The following is an 18109-nucleotide window of genomic DNA, read 5'->3' as shown; positions in this document are numbered from 1 at the left end:
GGCGTGTGACTGGCCTTAGTGCACCTGCATCTCTTCCGGGAGCAACCTCACGACATGAAGGAAGCGCTTTAACCCGATTTCAGCGCGCTCCCTTGATGCGAAGGGGCCGCTGTCAAAGCCCTCTCTGGTCGTGAAATACCATTTGTTCCCGACGCAAAAATACCGACTGCTACGAAAGGGAATGTGTCTGTCTTCTCCTGATCTGACCTGGGTGTTCATGGCCGGCTCCGGTGCCTGACTTCTGATTTTGTATGTCGGGCGCAGTGTGATTGATAAGGTCCTGTTTAAAATTAAACCAATTTCCGGCAAATTCAACAATTATTAACATTTAAACAGACGTTGCCACGGCGGGTCGGACTTTAGCGCATCTTTGCTCATTCGGTTGCCCTTAGTGGTTTCGATGTTCAAAATGCGCAATAGCTGGCTGCATTCTCGCACCGGGCTTCCCCTTACCCTTAAGGAGATAACATGAGTATGGTGTACTTTTTACGTGTTGCAAGACTGGAGATGAGCCATTTAAGCCGTTGGTGCCAGGCGTGCCGGTTTGCGCTTGCGGCGGTGTTGCTGACAACTCTGGCAGGCTGCTCAACGGCAATAACCAAGCTCGAGACGTGGGAGGGTGACCCGGCAGGTGCCGAAAACGCGGCAATCTTGAAAGCACCAGGTGCTATTCATGTGAGCCAGGTTAACGGCCGCAAAATGAAGAATTATTTGATGGATGACCTAGCGTTGGATTATGCGCTTCTACCGGGTGAAAACGAGGTAGTGTTCACCTACAAAACCATTTGGGCGAAATCCGGGGTTGTGGAAAACGGTGAGTCACAGGTTCACATTATTGAAAGTAAGCCGCAAGTCGTGCGCTTTGAGGCGAGCCCCAAGGCTACCTACCGATTCGAGTTCTCCAAGCCTGAATCCCGCAAACAGGCCGAGAAAGAGATTCCTGAATTTTCCGCAGCTGTTGTGGGAGGTGATGGCCTGGCCCTTGCGCACTCTACAAATTGGTTGCCGGCCGACACTGCAGGGTCAGAGCGGACACCTTTATCCGCTGATAGTGCCACCGCAACTAATGATGGCGTGGATGCGCTGAGTCGTCTCAAATCCGTCTGGGAAACCGCGAGCGACGAAGACAAAAAGGCGTTTCTGCGCTGGGCATTCGAGTAAACGCACAGCGTTCATAAGGCTCGTTATCGCTTGAAGCGCGCCGTCAGTTTCTGTAGTGCGGCTTCAAGCAGGTTCATGGCATCGTCTGCCAGGCTCTGGCTTCGGGTTTCTTCAAGCGGGGTGTGCATTTCCTCGGGCGGGAGCTCGATGGCAGCATCTTCGATGGCGACAAGGCTGTCGCAGACATAGCGTTGGAGTGAATCTCCATGAGCGACGACATCCGGGCAGATGGTGAAGTTAAGGGTGAGGCTGCCTTGATAGCTTACAGCCACAATGCCCAGGCCCAGACTGTCGAACAGCGGGGCGGCATTGTACTGTTGCACCAGCCTGGCGCCCTGTAAGTAAAGAGGGACCTGTGGACCGGGCACGTTGGTAATGGGTAGGTTGAATACCGGTTGGTAGCGTTGCGCAATCTGCAGCTCCGAATACAGCCGTGCTGATAGCGCAAGCATCGTTGAGGGCAGCAATTCAGTTAGCCGATCTGCGGCTATGGCCTCACGGTATGGCTCGGAGGCGACAGCGTTCCAGTGAATCCGACGAATACGCTGGGCCGGGTTACGTTCATTGGTTGCCAGGTCCAGAAGCATGGCAGACATCTGGCTGCCGGTGGCTTTGTTCAACGTGCGTGAGCGCACGGAGATGGGCGTCATGGCAATTAACGATTCGATAGTGCTCGCACCCTGATCATTCAAATATCGCTGCAGTGTTTCTGCACATAGCCCCAGCACCACATCGTTAAGCGTTACATCCACCAGAGATGCTTTGATTGCTTTCAGTCGCGACAAATCGACCTTTGCAGAGATTAATTGACGATTGGCTGTAATCTGGCGGTTGAATGGGCTGTGCGGAGCTGAAAATATCGGGAATGGCAGAGGTATTTTCCGCAGTTGCTTTTGAACCAGCCCGCGCACCGTTGCCTCTGCCGCGCCAACGGCCAGAGAAGTCACGCGCCAGGGCGTTCGCAGCATGTTTACCCCCGCCTGTAGAACGACGCGCTCCTCTGACGGTTTCGGGCGCGGTTGCCAGGGGCGTGGCGCGCGGATGGGTTGCGGCTCAGGCGTGTATTCCAGCAGCTTGCCCATGATTTCAGCGCCGCTGAACGCATCGATAGCCGCATGGTGCAGTTTTACAATGAGGGCGAAGCCTGCCTTGCCCTCATTCTCATCGCCCAGCCGGAAGCCGTCCACGAAGGTAATATGCCAGAGTGGGCGGTCACGCTTCAGCGGATCTTCCAGAATTTTGGATGCAAGGGTCATCAGGTGTGATTCCCTGCTGTTTTCGCCGAGACTGACATACGCCAGATGCCGCTCAATGCTGAAATCAGGATCATCAATCCAGTAGGGCCGGCCCATGCGTAGAGGAATTTCTTTCAGCAGTTGGCGGAATACAGGGACAACGTGAAGGCGGCTTCGCAAATAGGCAATAAAGGTACTGAACGCCAGAGGTGTTTCCCGCTCGCTGGCATCAAATAGGTAAATACTGCCGATGTGCATCGGTGCATTATCTGATTCCAGATACAGGAAGGAGGCGTCCAGTTCCGATAGCTGCCGCATCAATGAGCTCCGTTCGTTAATAACATTTGCCCCAGTATAAATGAACAGACTGTTGATGCCGTTGACTCATTTGCCTGCAAGAGCTCTGTTGCGGAGTCATTATGCTCCGCGCCTTGTCGGGGGCGCTTAAACTTTTAGCCAGCGTGCTATTGCCGGGTCGTCGACCAGTCTATTCCAAAACCACATCAGGGCCTTACCTTTGTCATCGGCGTGTCTGGCTGCCTGGAGTGACACGGGCTGTCTTGGTTCGCTCACCTGCTTTTCAATGAGTTGGCCGGCAGCAACAAGATCATTTACCCGTGAGCGAGGTAGCCAGCCCACGCCAAGGCCCGCCTTTTGTAACGCAATTTTGTGAGCCATGGTGGTGCCGGTCAAAGTGCGTTGGCGGTGGAAAATGCCTGCGTGCCCAGCAGGTAAGGATCGGGACGAGTCGGCGGCAACGGCAGCTGGAAAGCGGAAGATGTCTTCTTCGCTCAGGGGTTCTTCTGAGCTCGCCAGAGGATGGCCAGGTGAAACGACAAAAATGAAATCCATTACGCCAAGGTTTTGGCACGTAAAGTTTCCGGCGGGTTTGCTGATGTCGTCAGCTCCCACAATAAGGTCCACCCTGCGGCTTTGGAGTGCATCCCAGGTGCCGGCAAACACTTCTTCGACAATCTGGACATCGACCGGCACGCCCAAGGCGCTGAAGTCTTTGATGGCCGGAAACAGACATTCCGCAGGCAGCAGAGAGTTAAAGCCAATCCGCAGCCTGGTTTCCCAGCCTTGCGCAACCTGCCGGGTTGAATGGGCAAGATTCTCGGCGGCATCAAGCAAAATGCGACCTTCTTCGAGTAGGTAAATACCTGCGGGCGTGAGCACGGCGCGGTGACCACTTCTGTCGAATAAGGCTACGTTCAGGTCTTCCTCGAGTTTTTGCACGGTGTAGCTGATCGCCGATGGCACCCGGAAAAGCTCGCCGGCAGCGCCGGCGAAGCTGCCTTTGCGGTTGATGGCGTCGAGGACTCGCAGAGCGTCTATGGTGATGGCTGTGTGCATGTTCGAATTATCTGAAGTTGTTGGCCAGAATTGGTTGCTTGAGAGTGTAACAGTATGGCCGCTATCCTTCTTTACATATGGCGTTCGCGTCTGTCGGGCCAGTATCTGGTGCTGGCCTTCACTGGGGTTGGCACGTTAATTCAGAACTTTTGAGGAGTATTCATTATGGGTCTTCTTGTTGACGGGAAATGGCAGGACAAGTGGTACGACACCAGCAAAACCGGTGGCAAATTCGAGCGTGAAGCGGCACGGTTCCGCAACTGGGTGACCGCCGATGGTTCCGCTGGGCCAGCCGGTGAGGGTGGTTTCAAGGCGGAGTCCGGGCGTTATCATTTGTATGTCTCCCTGGCTTGCCCCTGGGCCCATCGAACCCTAATCTTTCGGAAGTTGAAAGGTCTTGAGAAGCATATTTCCGTGTCGGTTGTGCACCCGGATATGGTTGAGAACGGCTGGGAGTTCCGGCCGGATGACAGCGCCCATAAAGACGACCTGCATGATTTCCGCTTTATGCATCAGGTGTATACCAAAGCTGCGCCTGATTACACCGGGCGAGTGACGGTCCCTACATTGTGGGACAAGCACCAGAACACCATCGCCAGCAACGAGTCGGCGGAGATTATCCGCATGTTCAACTCGGCGTTTGATGGCCTTGAGGGTGTAAACACCAATCTGGATTTTTACCCGGAAGCGCTGCAGGCAGATATTGATGCAGTGAATGAGCGGGTTTACAACACGGTTAACAACGGTGTTTACAAGGCAGGGTTTGCCACGGCTCAAGATGAGTATGAAAAGGCCTATGCCGAGTTGTTCGAGTCGTTGGACTGGCTGGAAGCCAAGCTGTCGAAGCAGCGGTATCTGACGGGGAGCACCATCACTGAAGCGGATTGGCGGTTGTTCACAACGCTGGTTCGGTTTGATGCGGTTTATTACAGCCACTTCAAATGCAATCGCCAGCGTATCAGCGATTTCCCGGCACTTTCAGGTTATCTGAGGGAGCTGTATCAGGTGCCGGGTGTGGCCGATACTGTGGATATTCGCCAGATCAAGCAGCACTACTATGTTAGCCAGCGCACTATCAACCCAACACAGGTTGTGCCGGTGGGACCGCAGCTGGACTTCACCGCTCCCCACGGGCGTGATGGTCTATAAAACAGGCTTTAGCTGACTCGCGCCACGGCGACTTGGGTCAGCAGTTCCAGAGCTTCTTTATGGGGCGAGTCAGGGAGTGCGTTCAGGGTGTCAGAAGCTTTGGAGGCTTCGGCCCTGGCTCGCTCCATGGTGTACTCCAGTGCACCAGATGCTTCTACCAGTTCGAGAACCTTTGACAAATCACCCAGTCCGCCTTTGCGGATAGCCTGGCGTATGAGTTGGCGGTCCGCCTCGCTACTATTCGCCATGGCATGAATCAGCGGCAGGGTAGTCTTGCCTTCCGCCAGATCATCGCCTACGTTTTTGCCCATGGTTTGGGCGTCACCGCGGTAATCCAGAACATCGTCCACCAATTGGAAAGCCAGCCCCAAGTGTTTGCCGTAGTTTTTCAGCGCCTGTTCCTGAGCGTCGCTTGCATTGGCGAGTATGGCTCCGGAGTGTGACGCCGCTTCGAACAGCATGGCGGTTTTGTTGTGAATCACAGTCATGTACTGATCTTCGGTGAGATCCGGGTTCTTCACGTTCATCAGTTGCATCACTTCGCCTTGGGCGATCACCGCAGTGGCGTGAGACAGAATCTCCATAATAGGCAGGCTTTTAAGCTCTACCATCATCTCGAATGCGCGGGCGTAGAGGAAATCGCCTACTAATACGCTTGGGGCATTCCCCCAGTTGGCATTTGCCGTGCTGCGGCCCCGGCGCATATCCGATGTATCCACCACATCGTCGTGGAGCAGGGTGGCGGTGTGCAGGAATTCAATCACCACAGCCAGCTTCAAGTGTTCGTCTTTACTATAACCAGCAGCTCGGCTGGAAAGTAAAACCAGTAAGGGTCTCAGCCGCTTACCGCCGCTTTCAATAATGTGTTGGGCTATTTTTTCCACCAGGGGAACATCGGAGGAAAGCCGCTGGATGATCAGGTCATTAACGCGGCTGAAGTCGTCTGCCACGGTGTCGTAAATGCGCTGGGCTGTCATGCGGCTTGTGGATCCCTTGCTGATGTCGTGGTTAGATAGCTGTCTAGTGTACTGTTAATACAGGCAGGTTGCGGCAATGCTAGGTATTGCAGCGGTTAGTGTCAACTTGGCTTGTATTGCTGGCCGCCTTTTCGTACAATCACGCGCCCAACTCATCCCAACCTGCGCTCCCTGCTATAGGGTTGCCGAAGCGCTTCCCTTAGAACCAGGTGGATAAGAGCAGGGATGGGTCAATCGCGGAGTAAAGTTAATGTACGCAGTTATTGTTAGCGGTGGTAAACAGCACCGTGTTAAAGAAGGCGAAACGCTGAAGCTGGAAAAGCTTGAAGTGGAAACAGGCGGCAACATTGAGTTTGACCGCGTTCTGCTGATCGCTGATGGCGACAACTTCAAAGTTGGCGCGCCGGTAGTTGATGGTGCCAAAGTGACTGCAGAAGTGGTTAGCCACGGCCGTCACGACAAGATTAACATCATCAAATTCCGTCGTCGTAAGCACTCAATGAAGCGTCAGGGCCACCGTCAGTGGTTTACTGAAGTCAAGATCACGGGTATTCAGGGTTAAGTCCTGAAAAACACCCCTTAATCAGGAGGCTTGTCATGGCTCACAAAAAAGCAGCAGGTAGTACCCGTAACGGTCGCGATTCCGAGTCGAAACGACTTGGTGTCAAGCGCTACGGCGGCGAAGCAGTATCTGCAGGCAGCATTATCGTGCGTCAGCGCGGAACCCGTTTCCACGCAGGCACCAATGTTGGCCTGGGCAAAGATCACACTCTGTTTGCGAAGGCAGACGGTCAGGTTGTGTTCGAAGTGAAAGGTCCACAGAACCGCAAGTTCGTAAGCATCGTTCCAGCTGCTGCCTAAGCAGCGGCGATCCGGTTCTGACGAACCTTGGATAGCTCTGATATTCTACTGTTATAGTTAGAATCAGAGCCATCCGGAGCCCCGCAAAGCTTCCTTGAGGCTGCGGGGCTTTTTAGTTTATGCGCTACGCGCAAAGGGTAGATTCATGAAATTCGTAGACGAAGCCACAATCATCGTTGAAGCTGGTAACGGCGGAAACGGCTGCCTTAGTTTCCGGCGTGAAAAGTACGTTCCAAAGGGTGGCCCTGACGGGGGTGATGGCGGGGATGGTGGCTCCGTGTATCTCGAGGCGAGTGATTCGCTCAATACGTTGGTTGATTACCAGTTTCAGCGCAAGCACAAAGCCCCAGGTGGTGAACAGGGTTCGGGGCGAAATTGCACCGGAACCAAGGGTGAGGATCTCATACTGCCAGTGCCTGTTGGCACCACAGTGGTTGATGTCGATACCCACGAGGTGCTTGGCGACCTGACTCGCATAGGTCAGCGCCTGAAGGTGGCTCAGGGTGGCTTTCATGGGCTCGGCAACACTCGGTTCAAATCATCTATAAACCGTGCGCCCCGTCAAACCTCAAAAGGTTCTGAAGGCGAGCTCAGGAACCTGCGGCTGGAGCTGAAAGTTCTGGCCGATGTGGGTCTTCTCGGGTTGCCCAATGCGGGTAAGTCGACGTTTATACGGTCGGTATCTGCTGCAACGCCCAAGGTGGCAGATTATCCGTTTACTACCCTGGTGCCGAATCTGGGCGTAGTGAGTGTGCAGGCGCACCAGAGTTTTGTTATTGCCGATATCCCCGGTTTGATTGAGGGTGCTGCTGAAGGCGCGGGCCTCGGCGTGCGCTTTTTGAGACACCTGGTGCGCACTCGCTTGTTATTGCACTTGGTGGATGTGGCGCCTTACGACGGTTCATCGCCGGCACATGCGGTAAACGTGATTGCCCACGAACTTGAGAAGTTCAGTGAAACCCTGGCGAGCCGGGATCGCTGGCTGGTGTTGAACAAGGTCGATATGGTGCCGGAAGAAGATCGGGAGGCTCATTGTCAGGCGATCGTTGATGAGCTTGGCTGGCAGGGGCCGGTGTTCCGTATTTCAGCGTTAAGTGGTGAGGGCACCAAGCCGCTGACTCAGGCAGTTATGCGTTGGATTGAAGAACGCGCCGAGGAAGAGGCAGAGAATCCTGAGGTTGCTGAGCAGGAAGCGGCAAGGCGTCGGCGGATGGACGAAGAAGCACGGGCTGGCGTAGAGGAAGAGCGACGTGCTCGTCGGGCTGCTCGCGAGGCCGCTGGCGATGATGATGACTTTGACGACGATGATGATTACGACGTTGAAGTGGTGTATGTGAAGGATTAGATTTCGGCCTTTTTATGTCTGAATTATCCCGTTCGACCGAGAGAGACAAGCCCGTATCATGACGCAACGCGCCCAGCTGCAGCAGGCCCGCCGCCTGGTGGTTAAAATTGGAAGTGCCCTCCTGACCAATGATGGTAGGGGGCTGGATGTAGAGGCGTTGGGTCTTTGGGTCGATCAGATGGCGGCCTTGGTTCGCGAGGGTGTCGAATTAGTGGTGGTTTCTTCCGGGTCGGTGGCGGAAGGAATGAGTCGGCTGGGGTGGAAAAAACGCCCGGAACAACTGCATGAATTACAGGCCGCTGCCGCTGTGGGCCAGATGGGATTGGTGCAAACTTGGGAGGCGCAATTCAAGCGCCATGGTATTCATACTGCCCAGATACTGTTGACCCACGATGACCTCTCCGATCGTAAGCGTTATTTGAATGGCCGCAGCACGCTCAGAGCTTTGCTGGATTTTGGTGTTGTGCCTATCGTAAACGAAAACGATACGGTGGTTACCGACGAAATCCGGTTTGGCGATAACGACACTTTGGGTGCGCTGGTCACTAACGTGGTTGAGGCTGATGGCCTGATCATTCTTACCGATCAGTTGGGGTTGTTCGATAAAGATCCGCGCAAGAATCCTGATGCCATTATGGTGACCGAGCGGTTTGCGGGTGATCGCACCCTGGATGCCATGGCAGGCGGTGGTGCTGGCGAGCTTGGCCGCGGGGGTATGTTGACCAAGTTGCGCGCTGCACGTTTGGCGGCGCGTTCAGGGGCTTTCACGGTGATCGTTGGCGGTCGCATTGAGTCCGTGCTTACCCGCCTTCGACAAGGTGATGTATGTGGTACCTTGTTGCTTCCGGAGCAGGGTCGTATCGCGGCGCGCAAGCAGTGGCTGGCAAGTCACCTTCAAACCCGTGGAAAGCTTACGCTGGATGATGGGGCGGTAAGAGTGCTTCGGCAGGGAGGTCGTAGCCTGCTACCGGTTGGGGTAAAAGGTGTTGTTGGGCGGTTCCGACGTGGCGAAATGGTGTCCTGTGTCGCGGAAGATGGTGCAGAGGTTGCGCGTGGTTTGGTAAATTACGACGCGGATGAGGCTGTGGCAATTGCGGGCCGTTCCAGTAATAGTATCTCCGATATTCTGGGGTATATCTCAGAGGAGGAGATGATCCACCGGGATAACATGATCATTATCTGAAGTGGAAAATTCGAATCAAAAAAACCGGCTCATGGGCCGGTTTTTTTGATTCGCAATAAGAGCTTTCAAGCGTCGGACGCTATCAGGCGCTCTTCAGGGCCTTGATCTTGGAGACCATGCGGCTCTTTTGGCGAGCAACTTTGTTCTTTGTAAAGATGCCCTTGTTGATCATGCTGTCCATGATTGGCTGTGCTGCCTGGAAAGCGGCCTGAGCTTCTTCATAGTTGCCAGCTTCGATCTTGGCGTGAACTTTTTTCATGTAAGTGCGGGTCATGGAACGTAGGCTAGCGTTGTGCTTGCGGTTCTTCTCGTTCTGACGTGCGCGCTTTTTGGCTTGCGGGGAATTTGCCACCGTAAAACTCCTGAAAGTACTTAAATTCGTTACTGAATGATTCGTACGGGAAACTCTGGGCAAAATACCAACCAGAGGGCCCCTGAAATCGCGGGCGCGCCCATAACCAGCGCGTCGAAATAAATGACGCGGAACTATGCCGCTCAATCCCGGAAATGTCAATACCAAACCCTGCTGGGGTGACAGATAGTCTCCCGGTATTAAAGGCCTGTGTTAAACTCGCGGCTCGCCGGATACGGGTGTGGCAGGGAAGCAGGTAATTCCCGAGACACCCGGCCGAAAACAGTGCACAGCCCGGATACGAACCCGCATGTCGTCGCAACCCTCAATCCCGCCTGAAAGCAAGCCGCCAGTTAAAGTGCCCGGGCTGCTGCGCTCGTCTGGCCTGGTGGGCATTATGACCATGCTCTCAAGGGTGTTGGGGCTGGTGCGGGACATGGTGATTGCACGCTATTTTGGAGCTGGCGCCGGGGCAGATGCGTTTTTTGTAGCCTTCAAGATACCTAACTTTCTGCGCAGGCTTTTCGCTGAGGGCGCGTTTTCTCAGGCGTTTGTGCCAGTACTCTCATCCTACCGTGAAAATAAGAGCTCCTCAGATGTAAAGCGTTTAGTCGATGCGGTTGCTGGATCATTGGGGTTGGTGCTTTTAGGCATTACTCTGGCGGCCATGCTGGGTGCTCCGCTGCTTACCGCAGTGTTTGCCCCGGGGTTTCTGGACGACGACATAAAGTTCGCGCTGACCAGCGACATGCTGCGCATTACCTTCCCTTATTTGTTGCTGATTTCACTGACTGCGTTTGCTGGTGGCATTCTCAACAGTTACGACCGCTTTGCGGTGCCTGCATTTACGCCAGTGCTGCTTAATCTGGCGATGATTGGTGCCGCTGTTTATCTTACTCCCTTGATGAGCGAACCAGTGATGGCTCTGGCTTGGGGGGTGTTCATTGCGGGCGCCTTGCAGCTGTTTTTCCAGCTGCCGTTTCTGATGCGCCTCGGGCTTCTGCCCCGTCCGCGGGTTGATTACAAGCATGAAGGTGTCAGCCGCATTCTCAAGCTGATGGTGCCGGCGCTGTTTGGCGTATCGGTCAGCCAGATCAACCTGCTGCTCGACACGGTGCTGGCGTCTTTTCTGCAAACAGGGAGTGTGTCCTGGCTGTATTATTCAGATCGGCTTTCCGAGTTGCCTTTGGGTGTGTTTGGTATTGCCATCGCAACGGTTATTTTACCGAGTTTGTCCCGCAAGCACGCTGCTGCGTCAACTGATCAGTTTTCGGCCACTTTAGACTGGGCCGTTCGCGCGGTGCTGATTATCGGGGTGCCTGCTGCGCTGGCGCTGGCGCTGCTGGCAGAGCCGCTTATTGCAACGTTATTCCACTACGGTGAAGTGACCGACAGAGATGTCGCCATGTCGGCCCAGAGCTTGAGAGCTTATTCCGCAGGACTGCTGGCTTTTATGGTAATTAAGGTGCTTGCGCCGGGCTTTTTTGCGCGCCTGGACACTCGCACGCCGGTGAAGATTGGCATTATTGCCATGGTCGCCAATATGGTCTTCAATCTGGCCCTTATTGTGCCTTTGGCCCATGCTGGTTTGGCGCTTGCTACCTCGCTTTCTGCCTGGCTCAATGCGATTTTGCTTTGGCGGGGGCTTAAGCGCCAAGGGGCGTGGAAAAGCCAGCCAGGTTGGGGCAAATATTTCCTGCAGATATCCTTGGCAAATGCTGCCATGGTCGCCGTTATCCTCTTGCTGAACTACCCCGTTATGCGCTGGCTGTCGGCAGATGGTATCGAGCGTTCTCTCTATATGGGTGTAATAGTTGTTGCGAGCGCCAGTGTCTACTTTGCTGTTCTGGCGCTAACCGGAGTGCGGGTAAGACATTTTCGCCAGAGGTAAGGTATAATCGCGCGTTTTCTCACCAGCGCTTTGTGCATTGATTGAGCGCGGAAAGCCACTTGGCAAATGAAGGTTCGCATTGCATGCGTCTGATCCGGGGCCTGACCAACCTGAAAATGCTTTCAAGGCAAGCGGATTCCCCGCTGGCACAAGGCTGTGTTGCCACAATTGGCAACTTTGATGGTGTTCATCTGGGCCATCAAACCATTATCGATCAGGTGAAAAACAAGGCGAAAGACTTGAGCCTGCCTTCGGTCGTGATGGTATTTGAGCCGCAGCCTAGAGAGTTCTTCCAGGGAATGAAGGCGCCCCCCCGGTTAATGGGGTTTCGGCAAAAATTTGAAGCCTTGCGTGCAGCTGGCATAGATATCGTGCTTTGCCTGAAGTTTGATGGAACCTTTCGCAGCTATTCCGGCATGGGCTTTATCGACGACGTGCTTATTGCTGGCCTCGCGGTACGCCACCTTGTTGTCGGCGATGACTTCCGCTTTGGTTGTGACAGGGCGGGGGATTTCGCACTTCTGGAGAAGGTGGGTAAAACTGCCGGATTTTCAGTGGAGAACACCCGCACTGTAACCGTTGCCGGCGAACGCATAAGCAGCACCCGAATCCGTAACCTGCTACTGGAAAACCAGCTGGGAAAAGCCGAGGCTTTGCTAGGCCGCCCTTACCATATTCAGGGCAGGGTGGTTTACGGGCGGCAATTGGGCAGGCAAATTGGTTCGCCCACGGCAAACATCCTGCTCCACCAGATGCCTGCGTTGCACGGTGTGTATGTGGTTGGCGTTACGCTTGGAAACGGAGCGAAGCAGGACGGCGTTGCCAACATCGGCCTGCGTCCAACAGTGGATGGCAAGCAACCGGCACTGGAAGTGCACCTGTTTGACTTTACTGGCACACTTTACGGCCAGCGAATTGATGTTGTTTTCCGCCATGGACTGCGGGATGAAGAAAAATTTGATTCGATAGATGCGCTCAAAGCGCAGATTGCCAGAGATTTCGACGCTGCCAGAGCGTGGCTGGCCAAACCAACTGACCTGAAGAGTACGCACACAAACCATGAGCGACTATAAGCACACTCTGAATCTGCCGGAAACTGCGTTTCCCATGCGCGGTAACCTGGCCAATCGCGAGCCTGAAATGCTCAAGCGTTGGCAGGATCTGAACGTATACGCCAACCTGCGCAAACAGCGCGACGGGCGTGAGAAGTTCATCCTTCACGATGGCCCTCCCTACGCCAACGGCAGCATTCACATTGGTCACGCGGTCAATAAAATTCTGAAAGATATGATCGTCAAATCCCGCGGCTTCATGGGCTTTGATGCGCCCTACGTGCCGGGCTGGGATTGCCACGGGCTACCGATTGAGCACAAGGTTGAGCAGGAAATCGGGAAGGCCGGCGTTAAGGTGGATTACAAAACCTTCCGCCAAGCTTGCCGTGATTACGCCACCAAGCAGATTGCCGGCCAGAAAGCCGACTTTATCCGCCTCGGCATCATGGGTGAGTGGGATAAGCCCTACCTCACTATGGATCCGAAAGTAGAAGCGGGCATTGTGCGTGCGCTGGGCAAAATCGTCGCCAAGGGGCATGTGGTTCGAGGCTTCAAGCCGGTTTACTGGAGTGTGGTGGGTCAGTCCGCGCTCGCAGAGGCGGAAGTGGAGTACCAGGACAAAACCTCAACCCAGATTGATGTGCGCTTTACCGCCATCGACCAGGCCAAAGCTCTGTCGCTGTTTGGAACGGACAAAGGCGAAGGTGATGTGTCCGTGGTGATCTGGACCACCACACCCTGGACCATCCCGGCTAACCAGGCAGTGTCTCTCAATGCAGATCTGGACTATGCACTGGTGCAGGTTGACGCAGGCAACGGCCCCGAGCGGATGATTCTGGCTTCCGCCATGGTCGAAGGCATCATGGCACGCTGGGAAATCGAAAAATACGAAGTGTTGGGCCACTGCCTCGGTACGAACCTTGAGCACTTGGCTCTGCATCACCCGATCTACGATAAGCAAGTGCCTGCGATTCTGGGTGACCACGTCTCGATCGAGGCCGGTACCGGGGCCGTTCATACGGCACCTGATCACGGCATGGAAGACTTCGTGGTTGGCAAAACCTATGGCATCGGCACACTGAGCATGGTTCAGGCCGACGGCACCTACACCAGTGCTACCGGCGAGTTTGCAGGGATCCACGTTTATAAGGCCGACGAGCCCGTCTGCGACGCGCTTGCGCGTGAAGGCAAGTTGGTGCGGAAGGAAAAGTTCCGTCACAGCTTCCCCCACTGCTGGCGCACCAAAACACCACTGATCTACCGTGCTACACCCCAGTGGTTTATCAGTATGGAGAAAGAAAACCTCCGCGCAGATGCACTGGAAGCCATCAAGGGCGTGCGCTGGGTGCCGGCCTGGGGGCAAAACCGTATTGAGGGAATGTTCCAGCAATCTCCTGACTGGTGTATCTCGCGTCAACGCACCTGGGGCGTACCGATCACCCTGTTTATCCATAAGGAAACACAGGAGCTGCACCCGGACACCCAAAACCTGATCGAAAAAGTAGCTCAGGCTATCGAAACCGACGGCATTGATGCCTGGTATGAGATCGATGCCCGCGATCTGCTGGGTGATGAGGCGGATAACTACGAGAAAGTGACGGACACGCTGGATGTGTGGTTCGATTCAGGTGTGACTCATGATTCCGTTCTGCGCGTGCGCCCCGAGCTGGGCCAGTTCCCGGCCGATATGTATCTGGAAGGTTCCGATCAGCACCGCGGATGGTTCCAGTCATCATTGAAGACCTCCATCGCCATGAATGGTGTTGCGCCCTATAAGCAGGTGCTGACCCACGGTTTTACGGTGGATGGCAAAGGCCTGAAGATGTCCAAGTCAATGGGCAACGTGATCGCACCTCAGGAAGTCATGAACGAGTTGGGTGCCGACATCCTGCGCTTGTGGGTTTCAGCAACCGACTACAGCGGCGAAATGACGGTTTCCAAGGATATCCTGCGTCAGACTGCAGATGGATATCGCCGTATTCGCAACACGTCACGCTTCCTGCTGAGCAACCTCACCGGCTTTGATCCCAAACAGCACATGGTTGCGCCGGAAGATATGATTGCTCTGGATCGCTGGATGGTGGATCGGGCCCTGCAACTGCAGAACGAACTGCATGAGGACTACCAGAACTACGCCTTCCTGCGGATCTACCAGAAGGTGTACAGCTTCTGTGAAGCCACATTGGGTGGGTTTTATCTGGATATCATTAAAGATCGCCAGTACACCACTCAGGCAGACAGCTTGGCCCGGCGCTCCTGCCAGACGGCGCTGTATCACGTTGCTGAAGCGCTGGTGCGCTGGATTGCGCCTATCTTGAGCTTCACTGCAGATGAAATATGGCAGCACCTGCCGGGCGAGCGCGGGGATACCGTGTTCTACGAAACCTGGTATGAAGGCCTCACGGCATTGCCGGAAGACGCCGAACTGGGCCGCGACTACTGGCGCAGGATTTACGGAGTGAAGGAAGCCGTAAACAAGCGCATGGAAGAAGCGCGAGCCCGAGGCGAAATCAAAGGATCCTTGAGCGCTGAAGTCACACTTTATTGCGAGGGTGATCTGGCAGCCGACCTTGAATTCTTGGGTGACGAGCTGCGCTTTGTGCTGATTACCTCCGAAGCCACCGTTAAGCCAGTGTCTGAAGCAGACAATGCTGAAATGACCAGCTACGAAGGCCTTCGCGTAAAGGTAACTCCGGCTTCCCATGCCAAGTGTGAGCGTTGCTGGCATCACCGGGAAGATGTGGGCGCCCATGCCGAGCATAAAGACCTGTGTGGCCGCTGCATTACTAACGTGGAAGGAACGGGCGAAACCCGCTCGTTTGCTTGATGGATGCCGCAATGAGCGAGCAGGTGACCGGAACAAAGCTCAAGTGGCTCTGGCTAGCAGTGTTGGTGATCGCTCTAGATCTCGGCACCAAGGCCATGGCCACGGCCATGCTGACTTATGGCAACCCGGTACCGGTTGTTCCCATGTTCAACCTGACGTTGCTGCACAACACCGGAGCGGCGTTCAGCTTTCTCGCAGGTGCCGCTGGCTGGCAGCGCTGGTTCTTTGTGACTCTGGCGCTGGTTGTCAGTGTGGTGTTGGTAGGTTGGTTGAGAAACCTGCAGCGCCATGAAACCTGGATGGCCGTTGCTATAGTGCTGATTCTTGGGGGTGCTCTTGGTAATGTATATGACCGGGTTGTGCACGGTTACGTTGTCGATTTCCTGCATTTTTACTGGCAGGACTGGCACTTTCCCGCATTTAATCTGGCCGACATCGCCATTACACTAGGTGCTGCCATGATGATTCTTGATATGTTTCGCAAACCTGCTGAGTCTGGCGAAGCTGCGAACGGGAGTGAATAAAGCCCATGAAAGATTTGCCCATAGACAAGGGAACACGAGTAACCCTGCATTTCGCCCTCAAGTTCGAGAGCGGCGAGGTGATTGACTCAACCTTTGATAAAGACGCGGCAATGCTGGAAATCGGCGACGAAAATCTGCCTGAAAACTTTGAAGCCTATTTGCTCGGCATGAAGGCCGGTGACAAGGCCAGCTACCAGGTGCCACCAGAAAAGGCATTTGGTCAGCGCAATCCGAACAACGTTCAAACCTTCAAGCGACACGAGTTCAGCGCAGATATGGTGCTGGAGTCGGGCGTGATGATCTCCTTTGCCGATGCACGTCAGCAAGAACTGCCTGGTGTTGTCAGCCGTGTGGAAGGCGACGAAGTGGAGGTGGATTTCAATCACCCGCTGTCAGGGCGTACACTGACCTTCGATGTAGAAGTAATTGACGTAGAACCGGCAGGAAAGACGCACTGACTATGCAGATAAGATTGGCAAACCCCCGTGGCTTTTGTGCAGGCGTAGATCGCGCCATCGAAATCGTAAATCGCGCGTTGGATGTATTCGGTGCGCCCATCTACGTGCGCCACGAGGTAGTTCACAATAAGTTTGTGGTCGACAACCTGCGTAATCGCGGCGCCATTTTTGTAGACGAACTGCACGAAGTGCCAGACGACAAGCTCGTTATCTTCAGCGCCCACGGCGTATCTCAAGCGGTGCAAAACGAAGCCGCCCGCCGTGGACTCAAGGTATTCGATGCCACCTGTCCACTGGTCACCAAGGTGCACATGGAAGTTATGCGCTACAGCCGCGACGGACGCGAGTGCGTACTTATCGGCCACCACGGCCACCCGGAAGTGGAAGGCACCATGGGCCAGTACGATCACAGTACCGGCGGTGATATCTACTTGGTAGAGAACGAAGAAGACGTATCGACGTTGGAAGTAAAAGATCCGGCGCACGTATCCTACGTCACCCAAACCACGCTTTCGATGGACGACACGGCCCGCGTGATCGACGCCTTGCGTGAAAGGTTCCCGCTAATCGAAGGTCCGCGCAAAGACGACATCTGCTACGCCACCCAGAACCGCCAAGACGCGGTAAAGCAATTGGCCGGCGACTGCGACTTGATGTTGGTGGTTGGCTCTCCCAACAGTTCCAACTCCAACCGCCTGCGTGAGCTGGCGGAACGAATGGGCACCCCCGCTTATTTAATCGACGAAGCCTCCCAGATTGATCCGCAATGGCTTGAAGGTAAGAAGTCCATTGGCGTAACTGCTGGCGCTTCCGCCCCGGAAGTGTTGGTAAACGATGTGATTGCCCGCTTGCGGGATCTTGGTGGAGATGTGCCTGAGGAGATTGCGGGGCGGGAGGAGAATATTGTTTTCTCTATGCCTAAGGAGTTGCGGATTGATGTGGTTGAGGTTCATTAGCGATCTGAGGTAGCGATCAGATTAGAGGGGTTTGTGGTTGCCCCCAACAAAAAAAAGCGTGATTTCAGTCACGCTTTTTTTTGTTGGGGTGCCGCTTGTACCTGATTATTGCCCGCTTGTCGTTCCATTGTAGTGATTTACATTAGAGTTTTGTAATCTGAAACTGAAACAAACAGAGGTTCTAGTTTTATGCATCTCCGGGAAAACAGTGGTTTTACATTGATCGAGCTGATGGTGACTCTCGTGGTGATAGCAATTGTCGCGATGATCGCGGTGCCAGCAATGAGCGATATGGTCACCCGAAGTCGTACAACCGCAGCCTACAACGAGCTTCAAGGATTGGTTGGCTACGCGCGAAGTGAGTCCGCCAAGTCACCTGCTCAGTCTGTCCTACTATGCTCGTCAAATAATGGCACAAGTTGTACTGGGCAGACTGACTGGAGTACCGGTTGGCTGGTTGCCCGGGATCTCAACGGGAATGGAAGCGTTGATGTCGCAGATACGGTGTTGAAAGTAGCAGGCGAGCTGTCTGCCGGGATAAGTCTTAATGTGAAAACTGGCGCCAGCAGCGACTTCAATACAACCACTGTATCGCTGATTCGAAATGGAGCGCCAGCGGGAGGAAATCAAATAACGTTCAAATTATGTGACGCCTTTGGTGCGAGTGAAGCTAGAGGTGTCGTTTTATCAGTGTCCGGCCAAGCGCGGGCGGCTGCGCGAGATAGCAACGGAAATCGTGAAGATCATAACAACATCGATTTTCAATGTTGATTAATGGTTGG

At 54.5% G+C, this 18109-nt stretch carries 18 protein-coding genes; 13 read left to right on the top strand and 5 right to left on the bottom strand.

The genetic code is table 11. The features are described 5' to 3' along the window. Positions 1-15: 15 nt before the first annotated feature. Entirely contained in the window at positions 16-219 is a 204-nt protein-coding gene (locus RG807_RS15800; RefSeq protein ID WP_298453591.1) for a DUF6316 family protein, read from the bottom strand. A 249-nt stretch (positions 220-468) separates the two neighbouring features. On the opposite strand from RG807_RS15800, the gene RG807_RS15795 reads away from it, so the two are divergent. Beyond that, a complete protein-coding gene (locus RG807_RS15795; protein WP_309045754.1) occupies positions 469-1161 on the top strand; it encodes a DUF2057 family protein in 693 nt (230 codons plus the stop codon). Positions 1162-1184: 23 nt separating this feature from the next. On the opposite strand, the gene RG807_RS15790 is transcribed toward RG807_RS15795, so the two are convergent. Further along, the gene (locus RG807_RS15790; protein WP_309045753.1) at positions 1185-2714 is read right to left on the bottom strand and encodes a WS/DGAT/MGAT family O-acyltransferase; all 1530 of its coding nucleotides are present in this window, start codon (positions 2712-2714) and stop codon (positions 1185-1187) included. Positions 2715-2840: 126 nt separating this feature from the next. Further along, positions 2841-3752 carry a LysR substrate-binding domain-containing protein gene (locus RG807_RS15785; protein WP_309045752.1) on the bottom strand — a complete coding sequence of 304 codons (912 nt, stop codon included), beginning with the start codon at positions 3750-3752 and terminating at the stop codon, positions 2841-2843. Positions 3753-3917: 165 nt separating this feature from the next. Between RG807_RS15785 and RG807_RS15780 the strand changes: the two genes are divergently transcribed. After that, the gene (locus RG807_RS15780) at positions 3918-4901 is read left to right on the top strand and encodes a glutathione S-transferase family protein (protein WP_309045751.1); all 984 of its coding nucleotides are present in this window, start codon (positions 3918-3920) and stop codon (positions 4899-4901) included. An 8-nt stretch (positions 4902-4909) separates the two neighbouring features. Here RG807_RS15780 and ispB read toward each other — a convergent pair whose 3' ends face one another. Continuing rightward, positions 4910-5878 (bottom strand): octaprenyl diphosphate synthase, encoded by a 969-nt coding sequence (gene ispB, locus RG807_RS15775; RefSeq protein ID WP_309045750.1) that lies wholly within the window; start codon positions 5876-5878, stop codon positions 4910-4912. A 250-nt stretch (positions 5879-6128) separates the two neighbouring features. On the opposite strand from ispB, the gene rplU reads away from it, so the two are divergent. The 4 genes from rplU (at position 6129) to proB (ending at position 9267) form a co-directional block, all read left to right on the top strand. Next, positions 6129-6440, top strand: a complete 312-nt coding sequence (gene rplU, locus RG807_RS15770) for a 50S ribosomal protein L21 (RefSeq protein ID WP_071265462.1) — start codon at positions 6129-6131, stop codon at positions 6438-6440. A 35-nt stretch (positions 6441-6475) separates the two neighbouring features. Next, on the top strand, positions 6476-6739 hold the full coding sequence (gene rpmA, locus RG807_RS15765; protein WP_216007976.1) for a 50S ribosomal protein L27: 264 nt from the start codon (positions 6476-6478) through the stop codon (positions 6737-6739). 145 nt (positions 6740-6884) lie between these two features. Then, the gene (gene cgtA / locus RG807_RS15760) at positions 6885-8084 is read left to right on the top strand and encodes an Obg family GTPase CgtA (RefSeq protein ID WP_200371754.1); all 1200 of its coding nucleotides are present in this window, start codon (positions 6885-6887) and stop codon (positions 8082-8084) included. 58 nt (positions 8085-8142) lie between these two features. Beyond that, positions 8143-9267: a glutamate 5-kinase gene (gene proB, locus RG807_RS15755; protein ID WP_309045749.1), complete on the top strand. Its 1125-nt coding sequence runs from the start codon at positions 8143-8145 to the stop codon at positions 9265-9267. An 82-nt stretch (positions 9268-9349) separates the two neighbouring features. On the opposite strand, the gene rpsT is transcribed toward proB, so the two are convergent. Next, positions 9350-9619: a 30S ribosomal protein S20 gene (gene rpsT, locus RG807_RS15750; RefSeq protein ID WP_298453565.1), complete on the bottom strand. Its 270-nt coding sequence runs from the start codon at positions 9617-9619 to the stop codon at positions 9350-9352. Between the two features lie 310 nt (positions 9620-9929). Here rpsT and murJ point away from each other — a divergent pair, with 310 nt between their 5' ends. The 7 genes from murJ to RG807_RS15715 all read left to right on the top strand — a co-directional run bounded on the left by murJ (position 9930) and on the right by RG807_RS15715 (position 18098). Next, positions 9930-11510, top strand: a complete 1581-nt coding sequence (gene murJ / locus RG807_RS15745) for a murein biosynthesis integral membrane protein MurJ (RefSeq protein WP_309045785.1) — start codon at positions 9930-9932, stop codon at positions 11508-11510. A gap of 83 nt (positions 11511-11593) precedes the next feature. Further along, the gene (ribF, locus tag RG807_RS15740) at positions 11594-12583 is read left to right on the top strand and encodes a bifunctional riboflavin kinase/FAD synthetase (RefSeq protein WP_309045748.1); all 990 of its coding nucleotides are present in this window, start codon (positions 11594-11596) and stop codon (positions 12581-12583) included. Continuing rightward, positions 12570-15389, top strand: a complete 2820-nt coding sequence (gene ileS / locus RG807_RS15735; protein WP_309045747.1) for an isoleucine--tRNA ligase — start codon at positions 12570-12572, stop codon at positions 15387-15389. Before ribF ends, ileS begins: the two co-directional genes overlap by 14 nt. Further along, on the top strand, positions 15389-15913 hold the full coding sequence (gene lspA, locus RG807_RS15730; RefSeq protein ID WP_309045746.1) for a signal peptidase II: 525 nt from the start codon (positions 15389-15391) through the stop codon (positions 15911-15913). Before ileS ends, lspA begins: the two co-directional genes overlap by 1 nt. 5 nt (positions 15914-15918) lie before the next feature. Beyond that, positions 15919-16371, top strand: a complete 453-nt coding sequence (gene fkpB, locus RG807_RS15725) for an FKBP-type peptidyl-prolyl cis-trans isomerase (RefSeq protein ID WP_309045745.1) — start codon at positions 15919-15921, stop codon at positions 16369-16371. A 2-nt stretch (positions 16372-16373) separates the two neighbouring features. Beyond that, positions 16374-17327 carry a 4-hydroxy-3-methylbut-2-enyl diphosphate reductase gene (gene ispH / locus RG807_RS15720; RefSeq protein ID WP_309045744.1) on the top strand — a complete coding sequence of 318 codons (954 nt, stop codon included), beginning with the start codon at positions 16374-16376 and terminating at the stop codon, positions 17325-17327. 189 nt (positions 17328-17516) lie between these two features. After that, a complete protein-coding gene (locus RG807_RS15715; protein ID WP_309045743.1) occupies positions 17517-18098 on the top strand; it encodes a GspH/FimT family pseudopilin in 582 nt (193 codons plus the stop codon). Positions 18099-18109: the final 11 nt, after the last annotated feature.

This window comes from Marinobacter sediminicola (genome assembly GCF_031157525.1).
Taxonomy (GTDB): domain Bacteria; phylum Pseudomonadota; class Gammaproteobacteria; order Pseudomonadales; family Oleiphilaceae; genus Marinobacter; species Marinobacter sediminicola.
The sequence above is the reverse complement of the archived record's forward strand: the minus strand, read 5'-3'. Positions and strand labels throughout refer to the sequence as shown.